Origin of the sequence: Actinoplanes sp. NPDC026623 (assembly GCF_040638275.1) — a bacterium.
Lineage (GTDB): Bacteria > Actinomycetota > Actinomycetes > Mycobacteriales > Micromonosporaceae > Actinoplanes.
In genome coordinates, this window is record NZ_JBEZXZ010000245.1 from 1 (window position 1) to 12,114 (window position 12,114).

At 71.5% G+C, this 12,114-nt stretch carries 14 protein-coding genes and 1 pseudogene; 10 read left to right on the forward strand and 5 right to left on the reverse strand.

The features are described 5' to 3' along the window. Nucleotides 1-49: 49 nt before the first annotated feature. Nucleotides 50-682 (forward strand): acVLRF1 family peptidyl-tRNA hydrolase, encoded by a 633-nt coding sequence (locus AB0F10_RS40125; protein ID WP_360638098.1) that lies wholly within the window; start codon nt 50-52, stop codon nt 680-682. 23 nt (nt 683-705) lie between these two features. On the opposite strand, the gene AB0F10_RS40130 is transcribed toward AB0F10_RS40125, so the two are convergent. Next, a complete protein-coding gene (locus AB0F10_RS40130) occupies nt 706-1,626 on the reverse strand; it encodes a neutral zinc metallopeptidase (RefSeq protein WP_360638101.1) in 921 nt (306 codons plus the stop codon). A gap of 214 nt (nt 1,627-1,840) precedes the next feature. On the opposite strand from AB0F10_RS40130, the gene AB0F10_RS40135 reads away from it, so the two are divergent. The 5 genes from AB0F10_RS40135 (at nt 1,841) to AB0F10_RS40155 (ending at nt 7,644) form a co-directional block, all read left to right on the forward strand. After that, nucleotides 1,841-3,445, forward strand: coding sequence for an ABC-F family ATP-binding cassette domain-containing protein (locus tag AB0F10_RS40135; protein ID WP_360638104.1), 1,605 nt, complete (start codon nt 1,841-1,843; stop codon nt 3,443-3,445). Between the two features lie 487 nt (nt 3,446-3,932). Beyond that, nucleotides 3,933-4,160 carry a helix-turn-helix domain-containing protein gene (locus AB0F10_RS40140; RefSeq protein WP_015620263.1) on the forward strand — a complete coding sequence of 76 codons (228 nt, stop codon included), beginning with the start codon at nt 3,933-3,935 and terminating at the stop codon, nt 4,158-4,160. Continuing rightward, complete coding sequence (locus AB0F10_RS40145; protein ID WP_360638107.1) at nt 4,157-4,936, forward strand: enoyl-CoA hydratase/isomerase family protein; 780 nt, start codon at nt 4,157-4,159, stop codon at nt 4,934-4,936. Before AB0F10_RS40140 ends, AB0F10_RS40145 begins: the two co-directional genes overlap by 4 nt. Before the next feature lie 92 nt (nt 4,937-5,028). Next, complete coding sequence (locus AB0F10_RS40150; protein WP_360638110.1) at nt 5,029-6,978, forward strand: ABC transporter ATP-binding protein; 1,950 nt, start codon at nt 5,029-5,031, stop codon at nt 6,976-6,978. A gap of 108 nt (nt 6,979-7,086) precedes the next feature. Beyond that, nucleotides 7,087-7,644 carry a CG0192-related protein gene (locus tag AB0F10_RS40155; RefSeq protein ID WP_360638113.1) on the forward strand — a complete coding sequence of 186 codons (558 nt, stop codon included), beginning with the start codon at nt 7,087-7,089 and terminating at the stop codon, nt 7,642-7,644. Nucleotides 7,645-7,813: 169 nt separating this feature from the next. Here AB0F10_RS40155 and AB0F10_RS40160 read toward each other — a convergent pair. Then, nucleotides 7,814-8,057, reverse strand: a pseudogene (locus AB0F10_RS40160) (transcriptional regulator); the annotation flags it as partial. 91 nt (nt 8,058-8,148) lie between these two features. Here AB0F10_RS40160 and AB0F10_RS40165 point away from each other — a divergent pair. The 3 genes from AB0F10_RS40165 to AB0F10_RS40175 are packed head-to-tail and all read left to right on the forward strand — an operon-like array spanning nt 8,149 to nt 9,244. Beyond that, on the forward strand, nt 8,149-8,832 hold the full coding sequence (locus AB0F10_RS40165) for a DNA alkylation repair protein (protein WP_360638116.1): 684 nt from the start codon (nt 8,149-8,151) through the stop codon (nt 8,830-8,832). Nucleotides 8,833-8,858: 26 nt separating this feature from the next. Beyond that, the gene (locus AB0F10_RS40170; RefSeq protein ID WP_360638119.1) at nt 8,859-9,068 is read left to right on the forward strand and encodes a hypothetical protein; all 210 of its coding nucleotides are present in this window, start codon (nt 8,859-8,861) and stop codon (nt 9,066-9,068) included. Further along, on the forward strand, nt 9,065-9,244 hold the full coding sequence (locus tag AB0F10_RS40175; protein WP_360638122.1) for a Rid family hydrolase: 180 nt from the start codon (nt 9,065-9,067) through the stop codon (nt 9,242-9,244). The genes AB0F10_RS40170 and AB0F10_RS40175 overlap by 4 nt, the downstream gene beginning before the upstream one ends. Here AB0F10_RS40175 and mug read toward each other — a convergent pair whose 3' ends face one another. Genes mug through AB0F10_RS40190 form a run of 3 tightly spaced genes read right to left on the reverse strand, consistent with a single transcriptional unit; the run spans nt 9,245 to nt 11,377 of the window. After that, complete coding sequence (gene mug, locus AB0F10_RS40180) at nt 9,245-9,802, reverse strand: G/U mismatch-specific DNA glycosylase (protein ID WP_360638125.1); 558 nt, start codon at nt 9,800-9,802, stop codon at nt 9,245-9,247. A 24-nt stretch (nt 9,803-9,826) separates the two neighbouring features. After that, nucleotides 9,827-10,585: an SDR family oxidoreductase gene (locus tag AB0F10_RS40185; RefSeq protein ID WP_360638128.1), complete on the reverse strand. Its 759-nt coding sequence runs from the start codon at nt 10,583-10,585 to the stop codon at nt 9,827-9,829. Nucleotides 10,586-10,618: 33 nt separating this feature from the next. Next, entirely contained in the window at nt 10,619-11,377 is a 759-nt protein-coding gene (locus tag AB0F10_RS40190; RefSeq protein WP_360638131.1) for a helix-turn-helix transcriptional regulator, read from the reverse strand. 113 nt (nt 11,378-11,490) lie between these two features. Here AB0F10_RS40190 and AB0F10_RS40195 point away from each other — a divergent pair, with 113 nt between their 5' ends. Beyond that, nucleotides 11,491-11,874 carry a nuclear transport factor 2 family protein gene (locus tag AB0F10_RS40195; RefSeq protein WP_360638134.1) on the forward strand — a complete coding sequence of 128 codons (384 nt, stop codon included), beginning with the start codon at nt 11,491-11,493 and terminating at the stop codon, nt 11,872-11,874. Nucleotides 11,875-12,114: the final 240 nt, after the last annotated feature.

A 12,114-nucleotide genomic window follows, 5' to 3' on the forward strand; every position in this document is an offset into this window, starting at 1 on the left:
GCCGCACCGAGTGCGGCGCGAGCCTGCGCCTGTGCGAAAGGGGCTCGGCGTGAGCGCGCGACAGGCGGCGGGCGGGGGACGGTGGGTGGACGTCGCCCCGGAGCGGCTGACGCGCTGGCTGGAGAACTTCGCCGCCCGGCACGGCCCGTGGACCGCGGCCGGCCTGCTGCTCACCGCGGCGGACGGCGCGACCGCCGACCTGGTGCCGCCGCCGGGCGCGCCCCCGGTCGGCGACCTCGAGCCCCTGCGGCGCGAGGCGGACGTGTCCCGCCGGATCGGGCTGCTGCTCGCCCGCAAGGGTGCGGTCGCGATCGGCGTCGCCGAGGGCACGAAGCTGATCGTGTCCAAGGTCGACACCCACTACGTGCAGGGCAGGACCGCCGCGGGGGGCTGGTCGCAGCAGCGCTTCGCGCGCCGCCGCGACAACCAGGCCAAGGCGGCCGCGGCGGACGGCGCCGGCATCGCGGCCCGCCTGCTCCTTCCGGAGGTACGCACGCTGAGCGCGCTGGTCGCCGGCGGTGACCGTACGGCGGTCGAGTCGATCCTCGCCGCGCCGAACCTGCAGCCGCTGGCGGCGCTACGCAGCGAGCGGTTCCTGGACGTCCCGGAGCCCCGCCGGACCGTTCTGGAGGACGCGGCCGCCCAGGCTCGCACGATCCAGATCCTGGTCCGGGACCCCTGATCCGCGCCGGACGGGTGTGACCTTCACTGCACCGCGCCGGCGGCGAAGGTGTCGCAGTCCTTCGGCGAGCCCTCGCTGTAGCCCTTGCGGAACCATTCCTGCCGCTGGGCGCTGGTGCCGTGGGTGAACTCCGCCGGGTTGACGGTGCCGCCGCCACGCTGCTGAAGGGCGTCGTCACCGATCTTGGCAGCGGTGTCCAGCCCTTCCTGGATGTCCTCCTGGCTGATGCTCTTGATGATCTTCTGACCCGAGCCGTCGTCGGTGCCGGTCGCGTTCTTCGCCCAGGCGCCCGCGTAGCAGTCGGCCTGCAGTTCCAGCTTCACGGAGAGCTCGTTGGTGCTGTCCGGGTCGCGCTGCTGCGCGCGGCGCATCGCCGCCTCCGTGCCGAGCAGGTCCTGGATGTGGTGGCCGTACTCGTGTGCCAGCACGTACGGCTGCGCGAACTCGCCCGGCGCGCCCAGCTGGTCCGCCAGCACCCGGTAGAACGTCAGGTCGATGTAGACGCGGTCGTCGGCCGGGCAGTAGAAGGGCCCGACGCCCGAATCGGCGTTTCCGCAGCCGGTGCGGACCGCGTTCGAGAACAGGACGGTCTTGGCCGGCTTGTACTGCTCTCCGAAGCTCGCCGGGAGCGCGTCGACCCAGTAGTCCTGAATCGAGTTCACGAAGAGCACGTTGCGGCAGTCGAGCTGCTTGCGGGCGTCCTGCTGCGAGCATTTCTGCGCCAGCACGGCGTTGCCGTTGCCGCTCTGCGTCGAGCCGCCGTCGCCGCTGAGGTTGTTGATGCCGAAGTAGCCGCCGACCAGGGCGATCAGCAGCGTCACGACGATGCCGGCCAGACCTCCGCCGCCGATGGGCAGGCCGCCCAGGCCGCCGCCCGATCCGCCGGCGGAGCGCTCGTCGTCGATCTGGCTGGTGTCGATCCTGGCGTTCTCGTTGAGTTCCATCTCACCCTCGCTCGGCCGTCCGGCACGTGTGGTCAGCGCTTACCCGTTGATCTTGCCCGCTAATCGATTGGGAGGCCGCGCCGGGCGCCCGGTACAATCGGCGGGTGCTGCTCTGCGAAGGCTGACCTGCCCCGCGCCGGCCGGACGATTCTCTCCGATCGGCGCTTCCGTGTGCCTGAGCCGGCCTTCTTCCCTGAGAGCGAGACGCTTCCTCATGATTACCGCCACCGGACTCGAACTGCGTGCGGGCTCCCGGATCCTGATCTCCCCGACCACGTTGCGGGTCCAGCCGGGCGACCGCATCGGCCTGGTCGGCCGCAACGGCGCCGGAAAGACCACCACGCTCAAGGTGCTGGCCGGCGAGGGCCAGCCGTTCGCGGGGGAGGTCACCCGCACCAGTGAGGTGGGTTACCTTCCGCAGGACCCCCGCACCGGCGACCTCAACGTGACGGCCCGCGACCGGGTGCTCTCCGCCCGCGGCCTCGACGTGCTCCTCTCCCAGATGCAGAAGCTCGAGGTCGAGCTCGAGGAGAGCGCCGATGAGAAGCTGATCCGCCGCTACGGCCAGCTCGAGGACCAGTTCGCCAGCCTCGGCGGCTACGCGGCCGAGGCCGAGGCCGCCCGGATCTGCTCCAACCTGGGGCTGCCCGACCGGGCGCTGGCCCAGACGATCGGCACGCTCTCCGGCGGCCAGCGCCGCCGCATCGAGCTGGCCCGCATCCTCTTCCAGAACTCGGGCCAGAACGGCAAGGGCATCCTGCTGCTCGACGAGCCGACCAACCACCTGGACCAGGACTCGATCACCTGGCTGCGCGGCTACATCGCACAGCACAAGGGCGGCCTCATCGTGATCAGCCACGACGTCGAGTTGCTCGACGCCGTGGTCAACCGGGTCTGGTATCTGGACGCGAACCGCGCGGTCGTCGACATGTACAACGTCGGCTGGAAGACCTACCTCAACCAGCGGGAGACCGACGAGCGCCGCCGCCGGCGCGAGCGGGCCAACGCGGAGAAGAAGGCCGGCGCCCTGATGGCGCAGGCCGACAAGATGCGGGCCAAGGCCACCAAGACCGTCGCGGCGCAGAACATGGCACGCCGCGCGGAGAAGCTGCTCGGCGGCCTCGAGGAGGTCCGGACCTCCGACCGGGTCGCCAAGGTGCGTTTCCCCAGCCCCGCCGCGTGTGGCAAGACCCCGCTCACCGCGCACGGGCTGTCGAAGTCCTACGGTTCGCTGGAGATCTTCGCCGATGTCGACGTGGCGGTGGACCGGGGTTCCCGGGTCGCCATCCTCGGCCTGAACGGCGCCGGCAAGACCACCCTGCTGCGGATCCTCGGCGGCCACCTGCAATCCGACACCGGTGAGGTGCGCCCGGGGCACGGGCTGCGGCTCGGCTACTACGCCCAGGAGCACGAGACCCTGGACGTGGACCGCTCGATCCTCGAGCACATGCGCAGCGCCGCGGCGGACCAGACGGACACCGACCTGCGGAAGATCCTGGGCGCGTTCCTGTTCTCCGGCGACGACGTCGACAAGCCCGCCGGGGTGCTCTCCGGCGGCGAGAAGACCCGGCTGGCGCTCGCCACGCTGGTCTGCTCGGGCGCCAACGTGCTGCTGCTGGACGAGCCGACGAACAACCTCGACCCGGTCAGCCGCGAGCAGGTGCTCGACGCCATCGCCAACTACCCTGGCGCGATCGTGCTGGTCACGCACGATGCCGGGGCCGTGCAGGCGCTCAAGCCGGACCGGGCGATCCTGCTGCCCGACGGCGACGAGGACGCCTGGAGCGACGACCTGCTGGAGCTCGTCGAGTTGGCATGATCGCCATCGCTTGATCGAGGATCAACGGCATCGTCAGTTGTCAACTGGTGCCCACACAGACAGTGCGACTCCCGCCCGGCTCCGGTCACCTCACGATCGGGGCCGGGCGCGTCGTGCCCGCGTGCGGGTGTCCGCCAGGCGGCCCGTGGCGCCTCTTCGTGAACCCTCGGTAGACACTGAGTGACATCGCTGTCTGTCCATGCTGTAGTTGATGTTTGTGCAGCTCAGCGGGTGGTCTTGGTGGAGGGCCCGCTATACCACGGCCGACGGTGAGCGGTCTCGGGAAACGCTCTCCGATGCCCGATTCCAGGCACCTTCCGGCTCCCGGGTCATCTGTCTGACATTGATGCGCATGGTGACCGTCGGGTTCCTGACAGTGGTAATTGGGCACGTTCGCTAAGCCGAGATACCTAGCGCATGATCGTTGGAGGCGGTCTAATAGGTGGGACCGTATCGAACCGCACAGTCTGGGACGTGAGGATTCAACATGGCAGCCACGGGCACAGCCACCAGCACTGAGAAGGGTCGTCGAATCGTTGGAAGCGAGCGCCAGACGCTCGCCAAAGACCTGGTGAAGCGTTACACGTCCGGGGAGAGCATTCGCGCGTTGGCCGCCTCGACCGGGCGGTCCTACGGATTCGTGCACCGAGTGCTCACCGAGTCGGGCGTCCAGCTTCGCCAGCGCGGCGGCGCCCGTCGTCGTAAGAAGGCATGACGAGCAATGCATCACCCGGGTCCGACGTAGGCGTTCGGTATGACCAGGACGGGCCGGTCGCAACGGTGACGTTGTGCCGGCCCGATGTGCTCAATGCACAGACTCCGGCCATGTGGTCGGAGCTTGGCAACATTTCCCGGAAATTACCGGGAGACGTACGAGTCGTCATTGTCCGAGGTGAAGGACGCGCCTTTTCGGCGGGACTCGACTTGTCGGTCGCGCGGGGCGACGGCGATTCTTCGCTACCCGTACTCGCCCGGTTGTCGCCGGAAGAGTGCGCCGAACGCATTGCCGGCTTCCAGGAGGCTTTCACCTGGTTACGGCGCCCCTCGCTCGTCACCATCGCGGCCGTACAGGGCCATGCTATCGGGGCGGGATTCCAGTTGGCGCTGAACTGCGACTTCCGGGTCCTCGCCGACGACGCGCGCTTCTCGATGGCCGAAGTGACCCTCGGCCTCGTACCGGATCTCGGCGGGACGAAGCGCCTGGCTGAGCTCGTCGGGGTGTCCCGGGCGCTGGAGATCTGCGTGACCGGCCGGCGGATCTCGGCGCAGGAGGCGGACCGGATCGGTCTGGCCACCACCGTCGTGCCCGGCGCCGACCTGCAGGAGGCGGTCGCCGACCTGGCCGCAGCCACGCTGGCCGGCGACGCCGGCGCCGTCGCGGAGATCAAGGCCCTGCTCGCCGGAGCGCCACAGCGCACCTACGCGGAGCAGGACCGGGCCGAGCGGGAGGCGCAGACCCGCCGCCTGCGCGACCTGATCGGTAGCGAGTAAGGACCCAATAGGAAGAAACCGGTTACCTCTCGGGTTGTCATACCCAACGGGCACACTTGTGCCTGCGGTTCAAGACGCCCGGGAGGTGACGCATGGGTCCGATGTCCAGTGGCTCCAGCTGGATGATGCTTCGCTCGATCCAGAATTCCGAGCGTGTGTCGAAACACCAGCTCAGCAGGGGCACCACCCGGCGCATCCTGCAGTTCGCGCGCCCATACCGGCGCGACATCACGGTGTTCCTGATCACCGTCGTGTTCGCGGCCGCCATCGGCGTCGCCACCCCGGTGCTGGCCGGCCACGTGGTCAACGCGATCACCGCCGGCGGCCCCGACGCGGCGGAGACGGTGATCCGGATCGCGTTCGCCATCGCGGGCCTCGCGGTCGTCGACGCGTTCCTGTCCCTGGCCCAGCGGTGGTATTCGGCGCGCATCGGCGAGGGCATCATCCTCGACCTGCGCACCCGGGTCTACGACCACGTCCAGCGCATGCAGCTGCAGTTCTTCACCCGGACGCAGACCGGCGCGCTGGTCAGCCGGCTCAACAACGACGTCACCGGCGCCCAGCGCGCGTTCACCTCGACGCTGTCCGGCGTGGTCAGCAACGTGATCCAGCTGGTGCTGACCGCGGCCGTGATGTTCAGCCTCTCGTGGCAGATCACCGTGCTCTCGCTGGTGCTGCTGCCGCTGTTCATCATCCCCGCGCGCCGGGTCGGCAAGCGGCTCGCCGAGATCACCCGCGAGTCCTACAACCTGGACGCGAAGATGAACGCGACCATGACCGAGCGCTTCAACGTCTCCGGCGCACTGCTGGTCAAGCTCTTCGGCCGGCCCGGCGCCGAGGCGGAGCGCTTCGGCGAGCGTGCCCAGCGGGTCCGCGACATCGGCGTGCAGCAGGCGATGTATTCGCGCACCTTCTTCGTCGCGATGCTGCTGGTCGCCTCGCTCGCGCAGGCCCTGACCTACGGGCTCGGCGGCTGGCTGGCGGTCACCGGCAGCGTCACCGCCGGCACCGTGGTCACCCTGGCGCTGCTGCTCACCCGCCTCTACGGCCCGCTGACCGCGCTGAGCAACGTGCGCGTCGACGTGATGAGTGCCCTGGTCTCCTTCGACCGGGTCTTCGAGGTCCTCGACCTCAAGCCGGGCATCGAGGAGAAGCCCGACGCGGTGGCGATCCCGGCCGGCACGGGCCACCTCGAGTTCCACGACGTGCACTTCCGCTACCCGAGCGCCGACGAGGTCTCGCTGGCGACGCTGGAGGACGTGGTCGCGCTCGATCGCACCGAGAACGCACCGGTGCTGCGCGGCCTGGACTTCACCGTCGAGCCCGGCCAGATGGTCGCGCTGGTCGGCCCGTCCGGCGCCGGCAAGTCCACCACCTCGATGCTGGTCTCCCGCATCTACGACGTGACCGAGGGCGCGGTCCGCGTCGGCGGCGTCGACGTCCGCGACGCCACGCTGGAATCGCTGCGCGACACCATCGGCGTCGTCACCCAGGACTCTCACCTGTTCCACGAGACGATCGCGGAGAATCTGCGCTACGCGCGGCCCGAGGCGACCGACGAGCAGTTGTGGGAGGCGCTGAGCGGCGCCCAGGTCGCCGGCCTGGTCCGCTCGCTGCCCGAGGGCCTGGACACGGTCGTGGGGGAGCGCGGCTACCGCTTCTCCGGCGGCGAGAAGCAGCGCATCGCGATCGCCCGGCTGCTGCTCAAGCAGCCGTCGATCGTGATCCTGGACGAGGCGACGGCCCACCTCGACAGCGAGTCGGAGGCCGCGGTCCAGCGCGCGCTGTCGGTGGCGCTCGAGGGCCGGACCGCCCTGGTCATCGCCCACCGCCTGTCGACGGTCCGCGACGCCGACCAGATCCTGGTCCTGGACGAGGGCCGCATCGTGGAGCGCGGCAGGCACACCGACCTGGTGACCGCCGGCGGCCTCTACGCGGAGCTCTACCGGACCCAGTTCGCGGTCGCGGACAGCCCGGGCCTGCCCTACCTGCAGGACGCCGAGCCGGTGATCGTCACCGCCTCGCACCCGATCGAGCCCTGACGCGTCCGACGCCCGGCCTGGAACTGCCCGGTATTGCGGAGGGGTGCGATCGGTGGGCAGTGATCTCCTTCGGCCGGCAGCCCCGGCCCGGTTCTCTATGATCCGCTCATGGCGTTGCTGTATCGCACCGAGCTGAAGCCGTCCAAGCTCGAACTCATCGAGGCCTGGCTGCCCGGCCGCCCCTGGTTCGAGGGCCCGGCCGGGGCCGGGCTGGAGCGGGTCGCCGCCTACCGCTTCGACGACCCGGCGGGCGAGGTCGGCCTCGAGACGATGCTCGTCCGGTTCGGCACCGGGCCGGTCCATCAGGTCCCGCTCACCTACCGTGGCGCGCCCCTGGACGGCGCCCGCGACCGGCTGATCGGCACGATGGAGCACGGGGTCCTCGGCCGGCGCTGGGTGTACGACGCGCTCGGCGACCCGGTCTACCTCGCCGCGCTGGCGGGCGCCTTCGCGGGCGTCCCGCAGGCCGAGGAGTTCTTCGAGGTGGACGGGCGACGCGAGGTCCGCGCCGCCACCATGGCGATCACCGGCAGCGGCGCCATCCCAGAGGGCACCACCGCGACGGTCGTCCGCCGCCTCGGCGCCGCCGCCCCGCCGGCCGGCGCCACCCTGACCGGCACCTGGGCCGGCCGGCCGGACCCGGTGCTGCTGGCCTACGCCAACTGACGTCGGCGCGGCGCGGCTCGGTGGTGGTGCTGCGCCGCCACGATCACGGCGCCGGGGCCGTCCTGACCGGCGCCTGGGATGGCTGGCCTACGCCAACTGACGTCGCCGCGCGGCTCGGCGGTGGTGCTGCCCCGCCACGATCACGGCGGTGCGCCGGCCGGGGCCATCCGAGGCGCTGGTCCCGGAACCGGCGGAAGCGGTCGAGCCCACGGTTCAACCTCCCGCAGGGGCTCGGCATCCACGGCGTAGAGCCGGCGGGTGCCTGGGCGCGCACCGTCGTGAAGCCGCTCTTCCGCAGCACCCCAGGGTGGGAGCTGCCGAACTCGGATCGCCGCGGAGGTCTGCTCGCCGTCGACGAGCAGCTCCAGGATCCGGCGCCGGATCGGATCGCCCAGAACATCGAAGGCGTGCACCCTATGGATCCTGACAGCCCGTACTTATATAAGCAGTGGGTAAGGTTAGACGCCCGTACCCTGAATCGGACCGGATGGAATGGAGGCCGAGGTGGCCGAGACGACGGTGGCCGAGGTGCTGGCCAGGCTCGCAGCGCTCGAGGACCCGAAGGCACGCGCGGTCAACGAGCGACACGGCGACGACCACGGCGTCAACCTCGGCAAGCTGCGCGCGTTCGCCAAGGACCTGAAGACGCAGCAGGAGCTCTCGCTCGGGCTGTGGGCGACGGGCGACACCGCGGCGAGGCTGCTGGCGATCCTGATCTGCCGCCCGAAGGCGTTCGGGCGTGACGAGCTTGACGCGATGCTGCGCGAGGCGCGCGTCCCCAAGGTGCACGACTGGCTCGTGGGCTACGTGGTGAAGAAGAGCCCGCACGCCGAGGAGTTGCGCCGGGTCTGGATCGCCGACCCGGATCCGGTGGTGGCGAGCGCGGGCTGGGCGCTGACCACCGACCGCGTGGCGAAGAAGCCCGAGGGCCTCGACCTCGCGGCGCTGCTCGACGTCATCGAGGCGGAGATGAAGGGCGCACCCGACCGCCTGCAGTGGGCGATGAACCACTGCCTCGCCCAGATCGGGATCGAGCACGCCGAATACCGGGCCCGCGCGATCGACATCGGCGAGCGCCTGCGGGTGCTCGAGGACTACCCGACCCCGCCGAACTGCACGTCGCCGTTCGCACCCGTCTGGATCACCGAGATGGTGCGGCGGCAGCAGGACATCAGCCTCGGCGGCTGACGGCGTCGCCTGGCCACGATGCTCGTATGCAGCTCACGCCGCACAACCCGGCCGACGGCATTTACTCCACCACCGACGACTACGTACACGCCATGGAGGTGCGCGGCGCCGAACGGTTGCTGTTCGTGGCGGGGACGATGGGCCTCGACGCCCAGGGGAAGCCCGGGGACACCATCGACGAGCAGCTCGAACTCGCTGGTCCAACATCCGCACCATCCTGGCCTCGGCGGACATGACTGTGGACAACATCGTCCGGCTGACCACCTACCTGCGGGACGCCTCGCATGCCGAGATCAACGGCGCGGCCCGGGTGGCGGCCCTGGGCGGCCGCGTCATTGCGACCACCGCGATCGTCGTCGAAACGCTCGTCAGCGAATGGCTGGTCGAGATCGAGGTCATCGCCGCGGGCTGATCAGGGCGACGCCGCGGATCGTAGCCGTCCGAACTCCTCGGCGAGCCTGTCGATCTGCCACCCGGCGTTGAGGCCGCTCGGGTTCGGCAGCACCCACACCGGCACCCCGGCGATCGTCTCGTCCTGGCGGCCGATCCGGGCCTTCGGCCGGGCGAACGCCGACCGGTAGGCGGTCACGCCCAGCACCGCCAGCCAGCGCGGCCGCCACCGCGCCACCAGCTCCGCGAGCAGTTCGCCGCCCGCGACCAGCTCGGCCGGGGACAGCTCGTCCGCCCGCGCCGTCGCGCGGGCCACCACGTTGGTGATGCCCAGCCCCTCGGCCGGCAGCGACCACTGCTGGGACGGGTGCAGGAGCCGCCGGGTGAAGCCGGAGCGGTGCAGCGCCGGCCAGAACCGGTTGCCCGGGCGGGCGAAGTGATGGCCGGTCGCCGCCGAGTACAGGCTCGGGTTGATGCCGGAGAAAAGCACCCGGAGGTCCGGCCCGACCAGATCCGGAATCGTGCGGTCCGCGGCCGCCGCCACCTCGGCGGGGGTCGGCCTGCGCAGAACGGACGGCATCGGCGAAGCCTATCCGCCGCGGGACTACAGCGTCCGGAGCGCGCCGCCGTCGACGGGCAGGGTCAGGCCGGTCAGGTAGCCGGCCGCGGGCGACAGCACGAACGCGGCCACCCGGCCGAACTCCTCCGGCCCGCCGAGGCGGCCGAGGGGGATTGACGCCGTGGCCGCGGACTCCGCGGCCTTGGCGTCCCCGGTGGCCGCGAAGAGCTCGCGGTTGCGGTCCGTCATCACCCGCCCGGGCAGCAGGCTGATCACCCGTACGCCGCGCGGGCCGAACTCGTCCGCCAGGTCCTTGGCGACGCCGGCCAGCCCGGGGCGCAGCCCGTTGGACAGGCCGAGGCCGGAGATCGGCGTCCGCGTCGAGGTCGACAGGACGACGCCGATCGCGCCGCCCTCGGTCAGCTCGTGGGCGAACGTGCGCATCGCGCGTACGGATCCAAGGAAGACCGTCTCGAACGCCCCGCGCCACTGGTCGTCGGTGAGCTGGGCGGCCGTGCCGGGGCTCGGGCCGCCCACCGAGACGAGGGCGCCGTCCAGGCGCCCGAAGCGTTCCCGCGCGGTGCGGACCAGCAGCCCCGGCGTCGCGGGATCGGTGAGGTCCGCGGCGACACCGGCGGCGGAGCCGTCACCGAGCTCGGCGACGGCCGCCTCGACGCCCTGTTGCGAGCGCGAGGAGATGACGACCTTGGCGCCGTCGGCCACGAGGGACTGCGCGGTGGCGAAACCGAGGCCCTTCGAGGCTCCGGTGAGGACATAGACGCGATCGGTGAGCCCGAGATCCATGCCGCCGATAGTGCCACCCCAGCGACCGCGCCGTCATCGGGCGCGCAGGAACTCCGCGGTATCCGCGTCCGCCGGCAGGAACGACTCGACGGCCAGCTCGGCGAGGGTGACGTCGAGCGGCGTGCCGAACACGGAGGTGAAGCTGAAGAACGACAGCTCACGTCCGGGGGCCGCGAACCGCAGCGGCACCGCCAGGCCGTCCGGCACGGTTGCGGTCAGGCCGCCGGGCAGGGCCAGCAGCTCGTCGTGCAGCGACCGCAGCACCGGATCGCCGGTGGTCTGCGCCTGCCGGTCCAGGCGGTGCAGCACATGCGTGCGCCACTCGGCCAGGTTGAGGATCCGCGGCGCCATCCCGTTCGGGTGCAGCGACAGCCGCAGCACGTTCACGGGTGGTTCCAGCAGCTCCGGTGCCGCGCCGGCGACCAGCAGGGCGACCGCCGCGTTGCCGTCGATCATGGTCCAGTGCCGGTCGACAAGCACCGCGGGGCACGGCTCGTGCCCGGACAGCACGGCGCGCAGCGACGCCAGCACCGCGGCCAGGCCGGGGCCGTCGAGGTCGCCCTCGGGATAGGCCGGCGCGTAGCCGCCGGCCAGCAGCAGCGCGTTGCGCGCCCGCAGCGGCACGGCCAGCTCCTCGGCCAGCCGCAGGATCATCTCCCGCGTCGGCCGGGAGCGGCCGGTCTCCACGAACGACAGGTGCCGCGCGGACACCCCGGCCTGGCCGGCGAGTGCGAGCTGGCTCAGCCGCCGGTCTCCCCGCCACCGCTTCAGCAGCACCCCGACGTCGGTCATGGCCCGATCGTAGGCAGTCGATGGCCGCCCGCCGATTACCCGGGAGGTAATCGACCCGGCTACCTGTGCCGGGTGACTGTGGTGCCGACAACCTTCACCGAAAGGAAATCGGCATGAGCGAGCTTGCGACCCGTTTCGACACCGCGGTGCGGCGGTACCTGGCCGCGTGGAACGCGACGGATCCGGACGAGCGTAGTGCGCGGATCGAGGAGGCGTTCACGCCCGACGTGCGGTACGTCGACCCGTTCGCCGCGGTCGAGGGGCACGGCGCGCTGGGACACCTGATCGGCGCGGCGCAGGACATGTTCCCCGGGCTGGTCTTCACCTCCGGCGGCCCGGTGGACGCGCACCACGACCAGGCGCGGTTCGCCTGGCACCTGGGGCCGGCCGGAGCGGAGCCGCCGGTGGTGGGCTTCGACGTCGCGGAGCTCGGCCCGGACGGCCGCATCCGCACGGTCCTGGGCTTCATCGACCGGGCGCCGGCGATCCCCGCCTGAGGCACGGGCGAGCGGGCACCGGGGCGAGCCGGCCCCGGTGCTCAGCCGATGGTGTGGGCGCCGTTCACCGCGATGCCCCACGCCTCGACCGCCGCCACCGGGGCGGGCGCAGCACGCGGACCCGGCCGGCGAACTGCACGGCCACCGAGCCGGCGGCGCCGCGCACGGCCGGCGCCCGGCGGGGGCGCGGCGCCGACCCTCCGTCGTAGGACAGCAGCGCCTCGCGGGCGGCCAACTCGG

Coding starts and splice junctions, on each gene's coding strand:
- AB0F10_RS40145 (WP_360638107.1), top strand. CDS start 4,157: ATGACGAGCAATGCATCACCCGGGTCCGACGTAGGCGTTCGGTATGAC.
- AB0F10_RS40195 (WP_360638134.1), top strand. CDS start 11,491: ATGAGCGAGCTTGCGACCCGTTTCGACACCGCGGTGCGGCGGTACCTG.
- mug (WP_360638125.1), bottom strand. CDS start 9,802: ATGCCGTCCGTTCTGCGCAGGCCGACCCCCGCCGAGGTGGCGGCGGCC.
- AB0F10_RS40190 (WP_360638131.1), bottom strand. CDS start 11,377: ATGACCGACGTCGGGGTGCTGCTGAAGCGGTGGCGGGGAGACCGGCGG.
- AB0F10_RS40135 (WP_360638104.1), top strand. CDS start 1,841: ATGATTACCGCCACCGGACTCGAACTGCGTGCGGGCTCCCGGATCCTG.
- AB0F10_RS40140 (WP_015620263.1), top strand. CDS start 3,933: ATGGCAGCCACGGGCACAGCCACCAGCACTGAGAAGGGTCGTCGAATC.
- AB0F10_RS40170 (WP_360638119.1), top strand. CDS start 8,859: ATGCAGCTCACGCCGCACAACCCGGCCGACGGCATTTACTCCACCACC.
- AB0F10_RS40185 (WP_360638128.1), bottom strand. CDS start 10,585: ATGGATCTCGGGCTCACCGATCGCGTCTATGTCCTCACCGGAGCCTCG.
- AB0F10_RS40150 (WP_360638110.1), top strand. CDS start 5,029: ATGGGTCCGATGTCCAGTGGCTCCAGCTGGATGATGCTTCGCTCGATC.
- AB0F10_RS40130 (WP_360638101.1), bottom strand. CDS start 1,626: ATGGAACTCAACGAGAACGCCAGGATCGACACCAGCCAGATCGACGAC.
- AB0F10_RS40175 (WP_360638122.1), top strand. CDS start 9,065: ATGACTGTGGACAACATCGTCCGGCTGACCACCTACCTGCGGGACGCC.
- AB0F10_RS40155 (WP_360638113.1), top strand. CDS start 7,087: ATGGCGTTGCTGTATCGCACCGAGCTGAAGCCGTCCAAGCTCGAACTC.